Annotated in this window: 16 protein-coding genes; 10 read left to right on the top strand and 6 right to left on the bottom strand. The window is 67.5% G+C overall.

Going from position 1 to position 19,701, the window contains the following annotated elements; translation table 11 throughout:
- Window positions 1-11: 11 nt before the first annotated feature.
- The 7 genes from pstB to rnt all read left to right on the top strand — a co-directional run bounded on the left by pstB (window position 12) and on the right by rnt (window position 5,050).
- Window positions 12-842: a phosphate ABC transporter ATP-binding protein PstB gene (pstB, locus tag HFK18_RS02770; RefSeq protein WP_180164217.1), complete on the top strand. Its 831-nt coding sequence runs from the start codon at window positions 12-14 to the stop codon at window positions 840-842.
- 65 nt (window positions 843-907) lie between these two features.
- A complete protein-coding gene (gene phoU, locus HFK18_RS02765) occupies window positions 908-1,615 on the top strand; it encodes a phosphate signaling complex protein PhoU (RefSeq protein WP_049465163.1) in 708 nt (235 codons plus the stop codon).
- A 181-nt stretch (window positions 1,616-1,796) separates the two neighbouring features.
- Window positions 1,797-2,153, top strand: a complete 357-nt coding sequence (locus HFK18_RS02760) for a hypothetical protein (protein WP_180164215.1) — start codon at window positions 1,797-1,799, stop codon at window positions 2,151-2,153.
- Window positions 2,140-3,015: a DUF692 domain-containing protein gene (locus HFK18_RS02755; RefSeq protein WP_180164213.1), complete on the top strand. Its 876-nt coding sequence runs from the start codon at window positions 2,140-2,142 to the stop codon at window positions 3,013-3,015. Before HFK18_RS02760 ends, HFK18_RS02755 begins: the two co-directional genes overlap by 14 nt.
- Window positions 3,008-3,763, top strand: a complete 756-nt coding sequence (locus HFK18_RS02750; protein WP_180164211.1) for a putative DNA-binding domain-containing protein — start codon at window positions 3,008-3,010, stop codon at window positions 3,761-3,763. The genes HFK18_RS02755 and HFK18_RS02750 overlap by 8 nt, the downstream gene beginning before the upstream one ends.
- A 23-nt stretch (window positions 3,764-3,786) precedes the next feature.
- Window positions 3,787-4,308: a DoxX family protein gene (locus tag HFK18_RS02745; RefSeq protein ID WP_180164209.1), complete on the top strand. Its 522-nt coding sequence runs from the start codon at window positions 3,787-3,789 to the stop codon at window positions 4,306-4,308.
- Window positions 4,309-4,465: 157 nt separating this feature from the next.
- A complete protein-coding gene (gene rnt, locus HFK18_RS02740; protein WP_032951815.1) occupies window positions 4,466-5,050 on the top strand; it encodes a ribonuclease T in 585 nt (194 codons plus the stop codon).
- A 288-nt stretch (window positions 5,051-5,338) separates the two neighbouring features.
- On the opposite strand, the gene HFK18_RS02735 is transcribed toward rnt, so the two are convergent.
- The 3 genes from HFK18_RS02735 to HFK18_RS02725 all read right to left on the bottom strand — a co-directional run bounded on the left by HFK18_RS02735 (window position 5,339) and on the right by HFK18_RS02725 (window position 10,691).
- Complete coding sequence (locus HFK18_RS02735; RefSeq protein WP_257216040.1) at window positions 5,339-8,284, bottom strand: ligand-binding sensor domain-containing diguanylate cyclase; 2,946 nt, start codon at window positions 8,282-8,284, stop codon at window positions 5,339-5,341.
- Between the two features lie 280 nt (window positions 8,285-8,564).
- Complete coding sequence (locus HFK18_RS02730) at window positions 8,565-9,956, bottom strand: ATP-binding protein (protein ID WP_099819977.1); 1,392 nt, start codon at window positions 9,954-9,956, stop codon at window positions 8,565-8,567.
- Between the two features lie 6 nt (window positions 9,957-9,962).
- The gene (locus HFK18_RS02725; RefSeq protein ID WP_025875399.1) at window positions 9,963-10,691 is read right to left on the bottom strand and encodes a response regulator; all 729 of its coding nucleotides are present in this window, start codon (window positions 10,689-10,691) and stop codon (window positions 9,963-9,965) included.
- Between the two features lie 205 nt (window positions 10,692-10,896).
- Here HFK18_RS02725 and HFK18_RS02720 point away from each other — a divergent pair, with 205 nt between their 5' ends.
- From HFK18_RS02720 to HFK18_RS02710, 3 genes are read left to right on the top strand one after another with little or no spacing between them, the layout of a single operon-like run.
- A complete protein-coding gene (locus HFK18_RS02720; RefSeq protein ID WP_180164205.1) occupies window positions 10,897-12,135 on the top strand; it encodes an efflux RND transporter periplasmic adaptor subunit in 1,239 nt (412 codons plus the stop codon).
- Window positions 12,132-14,090 carry a MacB family efflux pump subunit gene (locus HFK18_RS02715; protein ID WP_100552038.1) on the top strand — a complete coding sequence of 653 codons (1,959 nt, stop codon included), beginning with the start codon at window positions 12,132-12,134 and terminating at the stop codon, window positions 14,088-14,090. Before HFK18_RS02720 ends, HFK18_RS02715 begins: the two co-directional genes overlap by 4 nt.
- Window positions 14,087-15,526 (top strand): TolC family protein, encoded by a 1,440-nt coding sequence (locus tag HFK18_RS02710; protein ID WP_180164203.1) that lies wholly within the window; start codon window positions 14,087-14,089, stop codon window positions 15,524-15,526. The genes HFK18_RS02715 and HFK18_RS02710 overlap by 4 nt, the downstream gene beginning before the upstream one ends.
- Before the next feature lie 173 nt (window positions 15,527-15,699).
- Here the strand turns inward: HFK18_RS02710 and rlmB are convergent, their stop codons facing one another.
- The 3 genes from rlmB to rnr all read right to left on the bottom strand — a co-directional run bounded on the left by rlmB (window position 15,700) and on the right by rnr (window position 19,603).
- Window positions 15,700-16,443, bottom strand: a complete 744-nt coding sequence (rlmB, locus tag HFK18_RS02705; RefSeq protein ID WP_089239900.1) for a 23S rRNA (guanosine(2251)-2'-O)-methyltransferase RlmB — start codon at window positions 16,441-16,443, stop codon at window positions 15,700-15,702.
- Window positions 16,444-16,572: 129 nt separating this feature from the next.
- The gene (locus HFK18_RS02700; RefSeq protein WP_180164201.1) at window positions 16,573-17,058 is read right to left on the bottom strand and encodes a GFA family protein; all 486 of its coding nucleotides are present in this window, start codon (window positions 17,056-17,058) and stop codon (window positions 16,573-16,575) included.
- 85 nt (window positions 17,059-17,143) lie between these two features.
- The gene (gene rnr, locus HFK18_RS02695) at window positions 17,144-19,603 is read right to left on the bottom strand and encodes a ribonuclease R (protein ID WP_180164199.1); all 2,460 of its coding nucleotides are present in this window, start codon (window positions 19,601-19,603) and stop codon (window positions 17,144-17,146) included.
- Window positions 19,604-19,701 lie beyond the last annotated feature (98 nt).

The following is a 19,701-nucleotide window of genomic DNA, read 5'->3' as shown; positions in this document are numbered from 1 at the left end:
TGGATACCGCCATGAACGACCTTTCCAACGCCGTGCCGATGCAGCGCATCGTGGTGCCGGCCTCGCACGAGAACCTGCACGCTCCGGCACCGGTCAAGCTCGCCGCGCGTGGACTGGACTTCTACTACGACAAGTTCCACGCCCTGAAGGGCATCAACCTGGAGATCCCGGAAAAGCGCGTGACCGCGCTGATCGGTCCCTCCGGTTGCGGCAAGTCGACCCTGCTGCGCATCTTCAACCGCATCTACGCGCTGTATCCGAAGCTGGAAGCGCGCGGTGAAGTGATCCTCGACGGCGAGAACATCCTGTCGCCGAAGTACCCGATGAACCGCCTGCGCAGCAAGGTCGGCATGGTGTTCCAGAAGCCGGTGCCGTTCCCGATGACCATCTTCGAGAACGTGGCCTACGGCATCCGCCACCACGAAAAACTGTCCAAGGCGGACATGGCCGACCGTGTCGAGCACGCACTGCGCCAGGGCGCACTGTGGGACGAAGTGAAGGACAAGCTCAACCAGAGCGCGCTGGGCCTGTCTGGTGGCCAGCAGCAGCGTCTGTGCATCGCCCGTGCCGTGGCCCTGCGCCCGTCGGTGCTGCTGCTGGACGAGCCGACCTCGGCGCTGGACCCGATCTCCACCAGCCGCATCGAGCAGCTGGTGGAAGAACTGAAGCACGAGTACACCATCGTGATCGTCACCCACAACATGCAGCAGGCCGCACGCGTGTCCGATTACACCGCCTTCATGTACCTGGGCGACCTGATCGAGCACGACCGCACCGACGTGATCTTCTCGCAGCCGTCCAAGCAGCAGACCGAGGATTACATCACCGGTCGCTTTGGCTGATCGGCGCTGACGCTTCGCCACATGTCCCAGCCAGGCGCGGCCTGGCTCTACCTGGATTGCAGAACATGAACCTTCCCAACGACCACATCGTCAAAAGCTACGACGAAGAGCAGCAGCGCCTGGTGGCCGAAATCGTGCGCATGGGCGAGATGGCCGTCGCCCAGCTGGAGGCGTCGATGGACGTCATCGAGAAGCGCGACGAGAACGCCGCCCATCGCATCATCGCCAACGATGAAGCGATCGATGCGCTGGAACAGCAGATCAGCCACGACGTGATGCGCCTGGCGCTGCGTGGCCCGATGGCACGCGACCTGCGCGAGATCCTCGCCGGCCTGCGCATTCCAGCCGACATCGAACGCATCGGCGACTACGCGGCCAACGTCGCCAAGCGCTCCATCGCACTGGGCAAGGTGCCGCCGCTGCCGCAGATCCAGGGCCTGCGTGCCCTGGGCCGTCTGGCCGCACAGCAGGTCCGCCGCGCCATCGCCGCCTACCGCGACAACGATGCCGATGCCGCGCTGGAACTGCGCGAGGACGACGCCCGCCTGGATGCGCAGTACACCGCGCTGTTCCGCGAGCTGCTGACCTACATGATGGAAGACCCGCGCAACATCACCCCGTGCACCCACCTGCTGTTCATGGCCAAGAACCTGGAGCGCGTGGGCGACCACGCCACCAACATCGCCGAGAACGTGTGGTTCCTGGTGCACGGCGAGCAGCCGCTGCCGCCGCGCCAGAAGCGCGACGAGACCTCCAGCGCCGGCGATATCTGATACTGCACTGCAACACCGGATTCGACTCCAGGGTGGCCGCTGTCCTCGCGACAGCGGCCTTTTTGTTGGCGTTGTAATACTTCTCACGAAAATTTGAATTCCCGGCGAGGATTCGTTGAGTAGGATCGCTGCACCATCGCTTCACCACGGGCACCCGCCCACCACCCAAGGAGTTCGACCGATGAGCAGTTCCAACAAGACCCTGTCCCTGCTGACCGCTACCGCCCTGGCCGCTGGCCTGGGCATGGCTTCCAGCGCCTCGGCGCTGAGCATGAGCGACCTCGCCCAGGGTTACCTGGTAGCTGGCCAGGCGGCCGGCAAGACCGCCGAAGGCAAATGTGGTGAAGGCAAGTGTGGCGCCGACAAGGGCAAGGCCGGCGATCATGCTGCGGCAGGCAAAACCGCCGAAGGCAAGTGTGGTGAAGGCAAGTGTGGCGCCGACAAGGGCAAGGCTGGCGATGCCAAGGCCAAGACCGGCGGCGACAAGAAGTCGGCCGAAGGCAAGTGCGGCGAAGGCAAGTGCGGTGGCAAGCACTGACCTCCGCGCCGGCGTCGTCCACCCGCGGTCGCCGCTTCCCGCGGCGGCCGTGGGCCTGGGCCTGCGCCGCGCCCTGCTGCAGGACCTGCGCGACGCACCCGCCGGCGATTTCGATTTCCTCGAGTGCGCGCCGGAGAACTGGATCGGTGTAGGCGGCCCCGCCGGTGACGCGCTGGCCGAACTGGCCACGCGCCATCCGTTGAGCTGCCACGGCCTGTCGTTGTCACTGGGTGGCAGCGCAGCGCTGGATACCCAGCTGCTGGCACAGGTGGGTGCCTTTCTTGAGCAACACCGGGTGCCGCTGTACAGCGAACACCTCAGCTACTGCAGCGACGAGGGCCATCTGTACGACCTGCTGCCGATTCCATTCACCGATGAAGCGGTACGCCACACCGCTGCACGCATCGCCCGCGTGCAGGACATCCTCGGCCGCCGCATCGCCGTGGAAAACGTGTCGTACTACGTGGCGCCGGAGCCGATGATGGATGAACTGGCCTTCACCAATGCGGTACTGGCCGAAGCCGACTGCGATCTGCTGCTGGACGTCAACAACGTGTACGTCAATGCCTGCAACCACGGCTACGACGCCGATACGTTCATTGCCGGCCTGCCCGCGCAGCGCATCGTCTGCCTGCACGTGGCCGGGCATCTGGACGAAGCTCCGGACCTGAAGATCGACACCCACGGCAGCCCGGTGATCGACCCGGTGTGGGATCTGCTGGCGCGCACCTACGCGCGCATCGGCCCACGCCCTACCCTGCTCGAACGCGACTTCAATTTCCCGCCTTACGCCGAGCTGCGCGGCGAACTGCAGACCATCCACCGCCTGCAGGCCGTGCATGCTGGAGCCGCCCATGGCTGATGCTCCCGAACGACTGCGCGCGCAGCAGCACGCGTTCACCGCACACCTGCGCGATCCGGCGCAGGTGCCGGCGCCGCCCGGCATGGACCCGCGCCGGGTGGCGGTGTACGAACGCCTGCTGTTCAACAATCTGCTGGGATTGTTGAGCAACGGCTTCCCGGTCTGCGTGCGCCTGCTGGGCGAACCGGCCTGGAGTGCGCTGGTGCGCCACTATTTCGCCAGCCACCGTTGCCACACCCCGTTGTTCACCGAGCTGGCTGCCGAGTTCGTGCAGTGGCTGCAGGTGCAACCGGAACTGCCGCATCCGGCACTGGCCGAGCTGGCCCATTACGAGTGGGTGGAGACTGCGCTGTACCAGCTGCAGGCTGATCCGCTGCCGGAACCGGGCGACATCGATCCGTTGCAAGTACCGTTGCAGCGCTCGCCACTGGCCTGGCCGCTGCTGTATCGCTGGCCGGTGCATCAACTGGGTAACGACGATGCAGCGTCGCAACCGCCAGCAGAGCCCACCGGCCTGCTGGTACGGCGCGATGCCGATGGCGCAGTGCGCTTTGCCACCCTGACCAGCCTGGCGGTGCATCTGCTGACGCTGATCGGCGAGGCGCCCGGGGCCACCGGCCAACAACAGCTGCAGCAACTGGCCGTCCTGCACCACCTCGATCCCGAGACCCTGGCCGCCCCGGGTGCGCAACTGCTGCAGCAGTTCCTGCGTGCCGGCGTGATCGGTCCGCTCTCCGCTTCACCCTGACGCCCCTTCCAGGAGATTCACCGATGAAGACCCCGATCCTGGCCGCAACCCGCGGCCAGCTGGACCGTTTCGCCCCGTGGTTGGCCCCGCTTGGCCTGCGCCTGCTGCTTGCCTGGGAATTCTTCGAATCCGGGCGCGAGAAGCTGCACGGCGAGAACTGGTTCGCCGACCTGCAGGGCGCGTTCCCGTTCCCCTTCGACCAGTTGCCCGCTGCGCTGAACTGGCAGTTGGCCACCTGGTTCGAGCTGCTGGGCGCAGCCTGCCTGCTGCTCGGCTTCGGTACCCGTTTCGCCGCCGCCAGCCTGCTGGTGCTGACGGTCGTGGCAACGTACGCGGTGCACTGGCCGGCCGAATGGGGCTCGCTGGGCGATCTGGCGATGGGCTACGCGATCAGCGACCAGGGCTTTGGCAACTTCAAACTGCCGCTGCTGTTCATGGCGATGCTGCTGCCGCTGCTGTTCACCGGCGCCGGGCGCCTGAGCGTGGATGCCGTGCTGCAGCGGTGGTATCCGTCGGCCCCCACGGCGCAGCCCGCGGTCCGGTAGACGCCGACCTTGGTCGGCGCACAGTGTGCCAACCAAGGTTGGCACCTACCAGGATCCCGGGCGCTCAGGGTCGCTCTGCTAGAATCCGCACATGACTGACCCCACTTCCGCACCTGCCGCCGCCCCTGTTTCCGACGTACCCCAGGCGCAGCGCGCGATGTCACAACGCTTCCGCGGCTTCCTGCCGGTGGTGGTGGATGTTGAAACCGGCGGCTTCGACAGCCAGCGCAATGCACTGCTGGAAATCGCCGCCGTGCCGATCGAGATGGACGAGAACGGCCTGCTCTACCCCGGCCAGACCGCCAGCGCCCACGTGGTGCCGGCCGAAGGGCTGGAGATCGACCCGAAGTCGCTGGAAGTGACCGGCATCATCCTCGACCATCCGTTCCGGCTGGCCAAGGAAGAGAAGGCGGCGCTGGATCATGTCTTCACTCCGGTGCGTGCGGCGATGAAGAAGTACGGCTGCCAGCGCGCGATCCTGGTCGGCCACAACGCCCATTTCGACCTGGGCTTCGTCAACGCGGCCGTCGCCCGTACCGGGCACAAGCGCAATCCGTTCCATCCGTTCAGCGTGTTCGATACGGTCACCCTGGCGGGTATCGCCTACGGTCAGACCGTGCTGGCGCGCGCGGCCACGGCGGCCGGGCTGGGCTGGGATGCCAACGAGGCGCACAGCGCGGTGTACGACACCGAGCAGACGGCGCGGTTGTTCTGCACGATCGCCAACGCCTGGCCGCGGTAAGGCGGCCAACGGCGGAGCCCCTCGTGGCGGGCTGACAGCGATTCGGCGCAAGGCCGGGCGGGTGGACTGCGCAGGGGACGCTGCAAGTACATCCCTGTAAGCTCGGTCGCCGCATCCATGCGGCTCACGCCCCTGCGCAGCCCACCCGCCCGGCCAAGGACAGTTTCCTGGGCGCCACGGAAAGATCATAAAAGCGGGGGCAACAGCGGGTCGCTGCGCTCGATGGGTGCCGACCGTTGGTACGGCACTCCAGTAGATCCACGCCATGCGTGGATGCTTCGCACTTGATCAACCGATACTCGTACGATCGCGGCCGTCGCTCTTCGCGCGGTACAGCGCACGGTCGGCGCGCTGGTACAGCAGCGCCGGGGTGCGGTCGTCGCCATCCAGTTCCGCCAGGCCGGCACTGAAGGTCACCCGCAGGCCCGGTATGCCGGCCCAGTCCGGGTGGTCATGGAACAGGCCACGCAGGCGCGCGCACAGTTGCGCTGCCTCCTCCAGCCGGGTGTCGTTGAGCAGCAGCGCGAATTCTTCGCCGCCGGTGCGTGCCGGCAGGTCCGAATCGCGACTGGCCGCTGCGATCACCTGGGCCACTTCCACCAGTACCGCATCACCAACGCTGTGGCTGTGCTGGTCGTTGACGTCCTTGAAGTGGTCGATGTCCAGCACCACCAGGCACAGCGGGTGGCCGCTGCGCTGGGCGCGGGCGAAATCGCGGGCCAGCGCCTCGTCGAAACCGCGACGATTGGCCAACCGGGTCAGCGCGTCCTCGCGGGCCTGTCGTTCGAATGCCTCGGCCTGCCGCGCCAGGCGCTCGGCCAGCTCGGTCTTTTCCTGGTTCAACGCCTGCAGGTGCACGGTCTGCGCCTGCAGGTCGAAGGTTGCCTCATCCACGCGCCGTGCCAGGCGCAGGTTGCTGGCCTTGTACTGCTGCAGCAGGAAGCGGTACAGCGCTACCAGCGCGGCCAGCAGCACCAGCCCGGTCAGCGCCTGCACGCTGCGCCGCTGCCACCAGAACGGTTCGACAGTGAAGCTCCACACCGCTTCCTGATGGCCCCAGCTGCCGCCCGGGTGCGAAGCGGCCACGTGCAGCGTGTAGTCGCCCGGCGGCAGGCCGACGAACTCCACGCTGCGCTGCGGGCCACGCTCCACCCAGCCGTTGTCCAGACCCTCCAGCCGCGTGCGGTAGCGGATGCGGTCGGACATCAGATAGCTCAGGCCCACGTAGCTCACCGCAAGCCGTCGCCCACCGGGAATCAGGTTGCGCTCGCGGCCTTCCCAGTGCACCGGCGCACCGTCCACCTGTACGTTCTCGATCGCCGCAGGCGGCGCCGGACGCTCGCGGAAGCGCTGCAGCCGCTGCGGATCGACCGTGCTCAGGCCACCGGCGGTCACCACCCAGAACGTGCCGTCCTGGCGCAGGATCGCCGAGGGTCCGGAGCTGCCGTTGGCCTGCGCATTGGCCATGCCGTCGATTTCGTTGTAACGCTCCACGGTTACCCGCGGCGCGCGTCCGTCGGCCACGGCGTTGAGCGTTGCCATATCGGTACGCAGCACACCGCGGTTGCTGCTGATCCACACATTGCCCAGCCGGTCGGGCACCAGCTGGAACACCGCATCCACCGGCATGCCCTGCTCCAGGCCCACGCGCGCCAGCGTGCCGCGCTGCCAGCGGTACAGCCCACGGTCACTGCTGATCCACATCGCATCGCCGATCTGGTGGAAGCCGAACACGCTGCGGCCACCGCCCAGCGGCGCCAGGTCGATCGACTGCACGCGATCACCACGCAGCACGCGGACGCCTTCGATGGTGCCGATCCACAGATTCCCCTGGTGATCGTGTTCCAGCGCGGTGGTCAGGCCCGCCGGCATGCCGGGAACCGTGGGCACACTTACCTCGTCACCCTCGATGCGGACCACGCCCTTCTGCGTCCCCGCCCAGACCACGCCGTCAGGGGCGATGCTGATCGCGCGGATGTTGCCGCCGGGCAGGCCATCGGCCGCAGCGTAGTTGTGGCGAAGCCGTCCGTCGGCGCGCAACCGGTAGATGCCGTCGCCGAAGGTTCCCACCCACAGATCGCCGCCGGCATCCTGGGCCAGGCTCAGTACCGAGGGCGCCTTGCCACCGCGGTTGTGCAGCGGCATCGCGCGGAATCGACCGTCAGCAGTCTGCAGGTCCAGGCCGCTGGCACTGCCCACCCACAGGTGGCGGTCACGGTCTTCCAGCACCGTGCGCACGTAGTCGCCGCTGAGGCCATCGCGCTCGGTGTAGCTGCTGAACAGGGTTTCGCGCAGACGGTACAGGCCGCCGTTGGCACCCACCCAGATGCTGCCCTCGGCATCCTCGCGCAGGCTGACCACACGCCCGCCGGGCAGGTTCAGACCGGCCGGCAGGCGCTCCAGGCCATGCGCCGAAATGCGCAGCAGGCCCTGGTTCTCGGTGCCCAGCCACAGGTCGCCATGGCGGTCCTGCAGCATCGCGGTCAAGTGCAGCTGGCCAGGCAGCCGGTGCACCAGCACCAGGCGATCATCCTCCACCCGGTACAGGCGCTCGCCCGCGACAATCCACAGCGCGCCATCGGGTGCGCGGTAGGGCCACGACAGGCCCTTGTCCACGCCCCACGCCGCCGGCGCGCGCTGCAGCACGCCGTCGTTGTCACGCAGCACCAGGCCGTCGAGGGTGCCGATCCAGACCCGGTCCTGCGCATCGACCGCCATCTTGGTGAAGCTCATCGCCAGCGGCAGGTCCGGCGGTGGGCGCTGGTAGACGATGCCCTTGTCCGGCGTCAGATAGCCGATGCCCTTGCCTTCATACAGCAGCCACAGGCGCCCCTGGCTGTCCATCTGCATGGACTGGATCAGCACCTGCGGCGTATCCGGTTGATGCTCCCAGACCCGCCACTGGCCATCATTGCCGCGGTGGCTGACATTGCCGCGCGAGTCGCTGATCCACAGCCCGCCATGCGGGTCGACCAGCAGCGCGCCGATGCCGTTGTCGCGCAGCCCCGGCCGCGTGCTGCGGTCGAACACGGTGAAATCCAGGCCGTTGTAGCGCACCAGGCCTTCCCAGGTGGCGAACCACAGGTGGCCTTCCGGGGTCTGCGCGATGTCGCGCAGCGAGTTGTGCGGAAGACCATTGCGCGAGGTCCACACATCGATGGCGTAGTCGCGCAGCGGCGGTGCGCCACTCTGCGCGGCCAGCGGCGCGGCTATCGCCAGCAGCAGCCACAGCATGCCCCGTCGCAGCAGGCGACCGATCCGTTCCGCGTGGCGCCCCGCCCGGCGCCTTTCCGCCCCCTGTCCGCCCATCAGCGCAGCGGCGGCGGCCAGCTGCGGATGCCGGTGGTGCCGGCAGACGCGAACAGGAATGGCCGCACCGCACAGGGCGGCATGCCGGCAGGAACGGGCAGGCTCATCGGACGAAGAATGGGGAAGTACGCAGATGATAGGGCAAACCCTGTCTTCGGCGTCACCGCGCCCGGCGCAACCGGGCCTTGGACAGGGATTGCCGCTGCTACCGCGCCTCGGCGCTGGTGGACCACTGCACCACCGCTTCCAGCCCACCTTCGGGGCGGTTGCGCAACCACAGTCGGCCGCCATCCTTTTCGGCCAGCGCGCGGGCGATGGTCAGGCCCAGGCCGGCACCGCCGGTCTCGCGCGAACGTGAGGTCTCCACCCGCACGAACGGGTCGAACACCGCTTCCAGCTGGTCATCCGCCAGCCCAGGACCGTCATCGGCGATGACCACCGTGATCGTGCCCTCGCCGCGCTCGACACGTACCCGGGCGCGTTGTGCGTACATCACCGCGTTGTCCACCAGGTTGGAGAACAGGCGATGCATCGCCAACGGGCGCAGCATCAGCACAGCGCCGCTGCGGCCTTCGAAGACGACGTCGGCGCCGTCCTCGGCAGTGTCCTCGACGATGCTCTCCAGCAGCGAATCCAGGTCCAGCGCGGCGCGCTGTTCGGCACTCTCCGCACTTCGGGCCAGTTCCAGACCCTCGCGTACCAGCGCCTGCATCGCGGCCAGGTCGCCGATCAGGCGCTCGCGCAGGGTCTCGTCGGTCACGTTTTCCAAACGCAGGCGCAGCCGGGTCAGCGGCGTCTGCAGGTCGTGGGTGATCGCCGCCAGCATCTGCGTACGTTCGGCCAGGTGGCGCTGCAGCCGATGCTGCATGGCATTGAAGGCCTCGGCGGCGCGCTGCACCTCGCGTGGCCCGCGCAGTGGCAGTGGCGCCCGCTGCAGGTCATCGCCCAGGTCCTCGGCCGCTGCCGCCAGCTCCTGCAGTGGCGCGCTGGCCATGCGCGCGACCACGTACGCCAACACGGCAATGGCCAGCACCAGCAGGGTCAGGAACAGCGGGTCCACGGCGAGGATGCCGTTGTGCGCGATCGCCGGTGAATCCAGGGCGAGCTTCAGCAGCGTGCCGTCGTTGAGCACCACGTCCACCGCCCGGCACTTGGGTGGGATGAAGGTGGGATCGCGCTCGCGTGGCGGCTTGTGGTGGCCCGGCGGTGGCGGTGGCAGCAGGTCCTGCAGCTTGGGAATGCACGAACGGAACGAGGCAAAGTGCACATGTGCCCGTGACACCGGGCCGGGGCGGTCCTCCAGCACTTCCATCAGCGCCTTGTCGGCGCGCCCGATGCGCGCGCCGGGCTGCAGTGCGCGCACGCTGGGGCCACCGATCTCCAACAGCCGCTCGCGCAGTTCCGGGTTGCCGTCGAGCAGGTTGATGTAGCCCTGCAGGCGGTCGGCGATGCGGTTCAGGTTCTGCCGCTCGAATTCCTGCTGCCGCTTGGAACTGGCCAGCATTGTCGCGCCGATCGCGGCCACGCTCATGCCCAGCAGCAGGATCACGAACAGCCGTCCGACCATCGAGGACAGGAAGTGGCGCAGGCGCTTCATCGCGGCTTATTCCAGGTTGACGGCCGAGGCCAGCACGTAGCCTTCGTTGCGCACGGTCTTGATCAGGCCGTCGGGGCCACCATCGTCGGCCAGCTTGTTGCGCAGCCGGCTGACCTGCAGGTCGATCGCCCGGTCCTGCGCTTCATAGTTGCGGCCGCTGCTGAGGGCCACCAGCTGCTCGCGCGAGAGCACCTTGTTGGCATGGGCGATGAACACCCGCAGCAGGCGGAACTCGGCGCCGGACAGCACCACCACGCGCCCGTCAGGGTCGACCAGGTGGCGATGCTCCAGGTCGAAGATCCAGCGCGAGAAACGCGCACGGCGCACCGCCAGCGGTTCCAGGTTGGCCGGCAGCGCTTCGGTACGGCGCAGCACGTTGCGGATGCGCGCCAGCAGTTCGCGCGGTTCGAACGGCTTGGCCAGATAGTCATCGGCGCCCATTTCCAGGCCGAGCACGCGGTCGATCGGCTCGGCACGCGCGGTGAGCATGATCACCGGCGTGTTCGAGCGCGCGCGAAGGTCGCGGCACAGGGTCAGGCCATCTTCGCGTGGCAGGTTGAGGTCGAGCACGATCAGGTCCACGTGCTCGCGTTCCAGCAGCTGGCGCATGCTGGTGCCATCGGCGGCGGTGCTGACCTGGTAGCCAGCGCGGCCGAGCTGCTCGGCCAGCAGCGTGCGGATATCGTTGTCGTCATCGACGATCAGCAAACGGTGCATCGGGTTTTCAGTCTCCATGTCGCGAATCATCCCGTGTCGGCAGCTGAACCGCATCCAGGCCAATGCGTACCACTGTATCCCCCGCAGTGCGGGATACCTGCTGATACGCCGTCTCGCAGACAGTGTTACATAGAGACACACCCCGAGGATTGAGCACAGCGTCGCTCGATCTTCACAATGCCCGCCAACGCCGCCACTGCGGCCCCCAGAGTGAAGCCGCCACGTGATCTCCCGCCTGTTGCCCGCGACCCGCAAGGGTCGCCTGATGTTGATCGCCCTGCTTGTCCTGATCGCCGCCGTGTCCGCCTGGTGGCTGCTGCGCAAGCCGGCCGCACCGGCCCTGGCGACCACCCCGGTCAGCCGCGGCGACATCGAGCAGACGGTGGAAGCGACCGGCGTGATCGACGCCTACAAGCTGGTCAGCGTCGGTGCGCAGGCTTCCGGCCAGATCAAGTCGCTGAAGGTGCAGCTGGGCGATACGGTGAAGGAAGGCGACCTGATCGCCGAGATCGACGCCACCACCCAGCAGAACCAGGTGCTCAACGCACAGGCTTCGCTGGACCAGGTGACCGCGCAGCGCGCGGTGCAGCAGGCCACCCTGCGCCAGGCTGAGCTGGAGTTCGCACGCCAGCAGCAGATGCTGGCGGCCGAGGCCACCTCGCGCCAGGAATACGATGCCGCCGAGGCCCAGCTGAAGACCGCGCGTGCGCAGCTGCAGTCCTACGAGGCGCAGATCAAGGGCCGCGAAACCGAGCTGGGCACCGCCCGTGCCAACCTGGCCTATACCCGCATCGTCGCGCCGATGGATGGCACCGTGGTGGCGGTGGTGGCCGAGGAAGGCCGCACGGTGAACGCCAACCAGACCGCACCGACCATCGTGATGCTGGCGCGGCTGGACGTGGTGACCGTCAACGCCGAGGTCTCCGAGGCCGACGTGGTCAAGATCAAGGCCGGCATGCCGGTGTACTTCACCACGCTGGGCGACCCGGACCGCAAGTACCACGCCACGCTGCGGCAGATCAATCCGGCGCCGGCGTCGATCGCCAACGAGAGCTCGTCCAGTTCCAGCAGTTCGTCCAGTTCCAGCTCCAGCAGCGCGGTCTACTACAACGCGTTGTTCGACGTCGAAAACCCCGATGGCACCCTGCGCATCGACATGACCGCACAGGTATCGGTGCTGCTCAAGCAGGCCAAGGGCGTGCTGATGGTGCCGGCCGTTGCACTGGGCCCGAAGTCGCGCGACGGCGAGCGCATCGTGCGGGTGGTCGATGACAAGGGCCAGCCGCAGCCGCGCAAGATCAAGGTCGGCATCAACAACGGCGCCAACGTCGAGGTCCTGTCCGGCCTGAAGGAAGGCGAGCGCGTGGTGGTCGGCGAAGGCGGCGCTGCAGCGGCCGCGGGCGGCGGCAACCGTGGCGGCATGCAGATGCGGGTCGGCGGCCCGGGCATGGGGCGCCGATGAGCACGACGGCGCCGCTGCTGCGCCTGCGCGACCTGCGACGCGAATTCCCGGCCGGCGAGGACGTCATCGCCGTGCTGCGCGACGTCAACCTGGACATCCATGCTGGTGAGATGGTGGCCATCGTCGGCCAGTCCGGCTCGGGCAAGTCCACGCTGATGAACATCCTCGGCTGCCTGGACCGCCCGACCCGTGGCAGCTACCAGGTGGCGGGCCGCGAAACCGGGAAAATGGCGCCCGACGAGCTGGCCGAGCTGCGCCGCGAGCACTTCGGTTTCATCTTCCAGCGCTACCACCTGCTGGGCGATCTCGACGCGCGCGGCAATGTGGCCGTGCCGGCGGTCTATGCCGGCAGCCCCGGCCCGGTGCGCACCGCGCGTGCCGAGCAGCTGCTGCAGCGCCTCGGCCTGGCCGACCGCATGCACCACAAGCCCGGGCAGCTGTCCGGTGGCCAGCAGCAGCGCGTGTCGATCGCGCGTGCGTTGATGAACGGTGGCGAGGTGATCCTGGCCGACGAACCGACCGGCGCCCTCGATACGAAATCCGGCGAAGAGGTGATGGCCATCCTCGGCGAGCTGCATGCCGAAGGTCATACCATCATCATCGTCACCCACGACATGAGCGTGGCCGAGCACGCACAGCGCATCATCGAGATCCGCGACGGCGAGATCATCGCCGACCGCGCCAATCCGGCCGCGCCCAGCTACCGTGCGCAGCGCGAACCAAGCGCGGGCGTCGCCCATGGCAGCAGCTGGCAGGCTGCCCGCGACCGCTTCACCGAAGCGTTCCGGATGGCCCTGCTGGCGATGAACGCCCACCGCCTGCGTACCTTCCTGACCATGCTCGGCATCATCATCGGCATCGCTTCGGTGGTATCGGTGGTGGCGCTGGGCAATGGCTCGCAGCAGCAGATCCTGCAGAACATCAGCGCACTGGGTACCAACACCATCGACGTCTACCCCGGTCGCGGATTCGGCGACATGCGTTCGGCGCGGGTGCAGACCCTCAAGGCCAGCGATGCCGATGCTCTGTCACGGCAGAGCTACGTCGACAGCGCCACCCCCAGCGTGTCCAGCTCGGTCACCGCGCGCTACCGCAACCAGTCGGCCACCGCGCAGATCAGCGGCGTCGGCGAGCAGTACTTCCGGGTGAAGGGCGTGAGCCTGCTCAGCGGCAGCTTCTTCGACACCGATGCGGTGAAGGGACTCGGCCAGGTGGCGGTGATCGATGAGAACACCAGGACCCAGTTCTTCCCTGACAGCGACCCGATCGGCCAGGTGATCCTGCTGGGCAACGTACCGGTGCGCGTGGTCGGGGTGGCCAAGAAGCAGAGCTTCGGTTTCGGCGGCAGCACCAGCCTGAGCGTGTTCGTGCCCTACACCACGGTGATGTCGCGCATGCTCGGGCAGAGCCACGTTTCCAGCATCACCGTGCGGGTGAACGATGAAACGCCGATGGATGCGGCGCAGGAAGCGATCACCCGGCTGCTGACCATGCGCCACGGCACCGAGGACTTCTTCCTCAGCAACAGCGCCGAGATCCGCGACACCATCGAACAGACCACGCGCACGATGACCCTGCTGATCGGCGCCATCGCCGCCATCGCGCTGCTGGTCGGTGGCATCGGCGTGATGAACATCATGCTGGTCTCGGTCACCGAGCGTACCCGCGAGATCGGCGTGCGCATGGCGGTGGGTGCGCGGCAGAGCGATATCCGCCAGCAGTTCCTGATCGAAGCGGTGCTGGTGTGCCTGCTCGGCGGACTGCTCGGCATCGGCCTGGCATTGTTGATGGGCGTATTGATCGGCCGTTTCGCCAGCGATTTCCAGGTGCTGTTCTCCACCGCTTCCATCATTGCCGCCTTCGCCTGCTCGACCCTGATCGGCGTGGCGTTCGGCTTCCTGCCGGCACGCAGTGCCGCCCAGCTCGACCCGGTGGAGGCCCTGGCCCGCGAATGAAGATGATGACCCGACTGCCCTTCCCCACTCCCTCGCGCCTGCTGCTGGCCGGCGCCGTGCTGCTTGCACTCTCCGCCTGCGCTTCGGTAGGCCGCTATCCGGTTGAAGACCCCAGCGTTGCCGCCACCTATGGTCGTGGCGATGCGACCCTCAACGCGCCGGCCGACGACCCGCGCAGTGGCCTGGACACCCCGGCCCGCGACATCCGCAACGACAACTGGTGGACCGGCTTCGGCGATGCGCGCCTGGACCGCCTGGTGGCGCAGGCCTTGACCGCCAACAGTGACCTCGGCGCTGCCGGCCTGGCCGTGCAGCGTGCACGCCTGCAGGCCGGGCTGGCCAGCAACGCGCTGTGGCCGCAGCCTTCGTCGTCCGGCGTGAGCGGCAGTGGCAGCCGCGCCACCGACCAGGCCGACGACTGGCGCCGCAGCTATTCCACCGGAGTGTCGCTGGGGTGGGAAATCGACCTGTGGGGCCGCCTGCGCACCCAGCGCGACATCGCCCGCTGGGAAGCCGACGCCAGCGAAGAAGACCGGCAGAACACCGCCCTGCTGGTGATCGGCGATGTCATCAACCAGTACTGGGCACTGGCCTATCTCAACCAGTCCATCGCCACCGGCCAGGCCAACCTCGAGCGGCTGCAACGCACGCATGAACTGGTGCAGGCACGCTTCGATGCCGGTGCGGTATCGCGGCTGGAAGTACGCCAGGCACTGCAGAACCTGCAGTCGCAGCGTTCGGCGCAGAGCGCGCTGGAGCAACAGCGGGTGGAAGTGCGCAATGCGCTGACCGTGCTGCTGGATGGCACGCCGTGGCCGCAGCAGGACGAACCGCAGAACCTGCTGGAGGCGCAGAGCCCGACCATTGCCGAAGGCCTGCCGGCCGACCTGCTCGGTCGCCGGCCCGACCTGCGTGCAGCCGAACTGCGGCTGCGCAACAGCCTGAAGACGATCCGGGTGACCGCTACCCAGTACTACCCGGCATTGAGTCTTACCGGCAGCCTGGGTTCCAGCGCGACCTCGCTGGGCGACTTACTGCGCAATCCGGTGGCGACGCTCGGCGCTGGCCTGTCGCTGCCCTTCCTCAACCTGCAGCGCGCGCAGCTGGATACGGACGTGGCCGGTACCAACTACCAGATCGCTGCCACCAACTTCCGCAAGACGCTGTACACCGCGCTGTCGGAGGTGGACAACGCCCTGTCCGCACGTGAGCAGCTGCTGCGCCAGGTGACTGCCTCGCAGGCGTCTTATGACGAAGCGGTGGAAGTGGAGCGCGCGCAGGAAGTGCGCTATCGCGTGGGCGCCACCGACCTGCGCACCTGGCTGGAAGCACAGCAGACCCGGCGCGATGCGGAACTGTCACTGGCGCGGGTGCGGCAGAGCCAGTTGAACAACGACGTGACGCTGTTCAAGGCACTGGGCGGCAGCGCGGGGTAAGGCACCAGGAGCGCCAACCAAGGTTGGCGGCTACCACCTGCCCGGTAGGTGTCGACCTTGGTCGACACGGTAGATCCCCGCCATGCGTGGATTGGGGGTCCGGCAGAAGAAAGGGCGAGATCCCTTTCCCAAGGGAAAGGAATCTGCCCCCGATCACGCTGCGGCGATGCCGATCAACCGCGCTGGCGCACGACCTCGAACAGGCTGACGCCGGCAGCGACCGAAACGTTCAGGCTCTCGATCTCGCCCGGCATCGGAATCTTGACCAGACCGTCGCAGTTCTCGCGGGTCAGGCGGCGCAGGCCATCGGCTTCGCCGCCCAGCACCAGGGCGATGTTGCCCTTCAGGTCCAGCTGGTACAGCGACGCGGTGGCCTCACCGGCCAGGCCGTAGATCCAGACGCCCTGCTTCTGCAGGTCCTTCAGGCAGCGCGACAGGTTGGTCACCGCCACCACCGGGATGCGGTCGGCGGCGCCGGCCGAAGTCTTGCGCACGGTGGCGTTGACCGTGGCCGACTTGTCCTTGGGGATGATCACGGCGGTGGCACCGGCCGCAGCGGCCGAGCGCAGGCAGGCGCCGAGGTTGTGCGGGTCCTGCACCTCATCCAGCACCAGCAGCAGCGCCTTGCCTTCCGCAGCGGTGACCAGGCCTTCCAGCTCGTTCTCGTTGTAGGTGCGGGCGGCGGCATAACGCGCGGCCACGCCCTGGTGGCGCACCGAACCGCCCACGCCGTCCAGCGCCTGGCTGTTGACCTTGCGCACGTCGATGCCCTTGCGGCGGGCGTTTTCCTCGATCTCGGTCAGGCGCGGGTTTTTCGCACCGGCCTCGACCAGCACTTCGCGGACGTTCTCGGCGTCGTTCTCGATGGAGGAGGCGACGGCGTTGACGCCGACGATCCACTGGCTGTTCTTGCTCATGCGGGCAGGACCGGAAAGGGGGTGGCTATGGTAGAGCATCGGCGGGCCGGGCGCTGCGGCGGCTCGCCGGTAGCGCCGGGCCATGCCCGGCGACCGTTGTCCGACGCCCCCGCCGGGCATGGCCCGGCGCTACCCGCGCGTGCGCGGCGGCCAGTGCGGGGTGTCGTGGTCGGGGTGCTGGTGGGACACGATCGTGGCCAGGAACTCCAGCGCGGCGACATCTTCCTCGGTGCGGCGTGCCGGCAGCCTGCCCAGCCCGTCAACGAAGGGCAGCTTGCGCTCGACGCCATACTGGATGGTCGGCGGCAGGCGCTCAGGCTGATCGAAGGCACCGGCGGCCACCGCCACGCCATCGGGTGCTTCGTAGGTCAACGGCGTGCCGCAGTCGGCGCAGAACCCGCGCCGCACCACGTTGGACGACTGGAAATAACGCGGTTGGCCGCGGGTCCAGCTGAACTGCACGCCTCGCACCGAGACCAGCGGCGCGTAGTACGCGCCGAAGGCCTTCTGGCACATCCGGCAGTGGCAGATCGAACTGTCGGTCAGCACGCCACGCACCTGGAAGCGGATCGCACCGCACTGGCAGCCGCCGCTGTATTCGGGTTGGCCCTGCATTGCAGCTTTCCTCCGAAACGTCGTGCCAACCAACGGTTGGCACCTACCGGGTGAGGTGGGTGCCGACCGTTGGTCGGCACACCTTTCAATACTGCTTTTTCGTGCGCTTGGCCGGCTTGCCACGCTCGGGCAACGGAGCCGGGCTTGCCTCTTCTTCCTCGCCCTTGTGCTCGACCAGACGGAAGTCGATCTTGCGCTCTTCCATGCTGGCCTTCAGTACCAGGATGCGCACTTGGTCCCCCAGCCGATAACTGCTGCCACGGCGCTCACCGGTCAACGTCTTGCGGGTCGCGTCGAACTTGTAATAGTCCTGCGGCAGCTGGGTCACGTGCACCAGGCCCTGTACCTTCGAGTCGGCCAGCTCCACGAACAGGCCGAAGCTGGTCACGCCGCTGATCACGCCGTCGAACTGGCCACCCACGTGCTTTTCCATCCACGCCGCGCGGTAACGCTCATCCACCTCGCGCTCGGCTTCATCGGCACGACGCTCACGCTCAGAGCACTGCAGAGCCAATGCGGCCATCTCGCGGGCGTTGTAGGTGAACTTGTCCAGCGGCTTGCCCGACAGCGCATGCTTGATCGCACGATGCACCAGCAGATCCGGGTAACGACGGATCGGTGAGGTGAAGTGCGCGTACGCCTCCAGCGCCAGGCCGAAGTGACCATTGTTGTCGGGGCTGTACACGGCCAGGCTCTGGCTGCGCAGCAGCACCGATTCCAGCAGCGTGGCATCGGGACGGTCGCGGATCTTCTTCAGCAGCTTGGTGTAATCGCCCGGGCGCACCTTCGACCACGGCGGCAGGCTCAGCTTGAACTCCTTGAGGAATTCCAGCAGATCGGCGTACTTGGTCTCCGGCGGCTTCTCATGCACGCGGTAAGGCGCCGGCACATGGCGCGACAACAGATACTTCGCCGCCTCCACGTTGGCCGCGATCATGCATTCTTCGATCAGCTTGTGCGCATCGTTGCGCACCAGCATGCCGGCCTGGGTGACTTCGCCGCGATTGTCGAGCACGAAGCGGACTTCGCTGCTTTCAAACTCGATCGCGCCACGCTTGGTGCGCGCCTTGGACAGCACCTTGTACAGCTGGTGCAAGCGCTGCACCTGCGGCAGCAGGTCGCCGATGAACGCCTTGGCACCGGCATCATCCTCGCCTACCGCCTGCCACACCTGGGTGTAGGTCAGTCGCGCGTGCGAATTCATCACCGCTTCGTAGAAGCGCGAGTGGGTGACGACGCCTTCGCGGTCGATCTGCATGTCGCAGACAAAGCACATGCGGTCGACCTTCGGCATCAGCGAGCAGATGCCGTTGGACAACGTTTCCGGCAGCATCGGCACCACGAAGCCCGGGAAGTACACCGAGGTGGCGCGCTTCTGCGCTTCATCATCCAGCGGCGTGCCGGGACGGACATAGTTGGAGACGTCGGCAATGGCGACCACCAGGCGGAAGCCATCGGCGTTCGGCTCGCAGTACACCGCGTCGTCGAAGTCCTTGGCGTCCTCGCCATCGATGGTGACCAGCGGCGTGCTGCGCAGGTCGACGCGGTCACCGATCATCGCCGGCTCGACCACCAGCGGCACCGAGGCGGCTTCGTCCAGCACCTCCTGCGGGAACTCGAACGGCAGCTCATGGCCGTGAATCGCAGTCTCCACCACCAGCGATGCGGTCAGCTTGTCGCCGAGCACGGCGATGATGCGGCCGATCGGCGGGCGGCGGCTGTCCGGTGCCTGGGTCAGTTCGCAGACGACCAGCTGGCCATCGCGCGCGCCGCCGGTCTGGTCCGGCGGTACCTGCACGTTGCGCTGGATGCGCTTGTCATCGGGCACCACGTAGTTGATGCCCATCTCGACGCTGAAGCGGCCGATCAGGCGCGTCATGCCGCGCTCAAGCACACGGGCGATGCTGCCTTCGCGACGACCGCGGTGATCGATGCCGGTGACACGGGCCAACACCTTGTCGCCGTGCATCACCTTGCGCATTTCGTACGGCGGCAGGAACAGGTCGTCGCCGCCTTCAACCGGGCGCAGGAAGCCGAACCCTTCCGGATTGGCGATCACCACGCCGGTGACCAGATTCAAGGTCTGGATGGGCGCGAAACCGCCGCGGCGGTTCTGCACCAGCTGGCCATCGCGGACCATCGCGCCGAGCCGGCGCGACAGCGCTTCGGCACGGTCCGGTGCGGTCAGGCCCAGGCGCGCACCGAGTTCTTCAGCGGTCTGCGGCCCTTCGCAGCGCTCCAGCAGGGCCAGGATGGCCTCGCGGCTGGCGATGGGTTGTTCGTACTTTTCTGCTTCGCGGGACGCATAGGGATCGTCGATCACCTTGCCCGTCGGCGGCAGCTTGCGGCCCGGCGCGGGGCCAGGTGCCTCTGCGTTGCGGCGGCCAGGCCCTGGAGGCGGTGCACCGCCTTCGGCCAGTGCGGGGAGCCAGCCCGGCAACGGCTTGCCCGGCTTGTTGTTGCGGGCAGTGCCCTGCTTGGTGCCCTTGTTGGGGGCTTCACTGCGGGACTTGCTCCCGCCCTTGCTTGGTTTTTTGGTAGTCATCGCCCTCCATGGTAGCCGTTGCGGGCGTGCAGAACGGGTCAGCAGACCGGTTGAAGCCTCCCCATTAAGAATTTTCAGGAAATCGTTGACAGCCCCCC

Origin of the sequence: Stenotrophomonas sp. SbOxS2 (assembly GCF_013416715.1) — a bacterium.
Classification (GTDB): domain Bacteria; phylum Pseudomonadota; class Gammaproteobacteria; order Xanthomonadales; family Xanthomonadaceae; genus Stenotrophomonas; species Stenotrophomonas lactitubi.
Note: the sequence above shows the minus strand (reverse complement) of the source record. Positions and strands in the feature narration are given on the sequence as shown.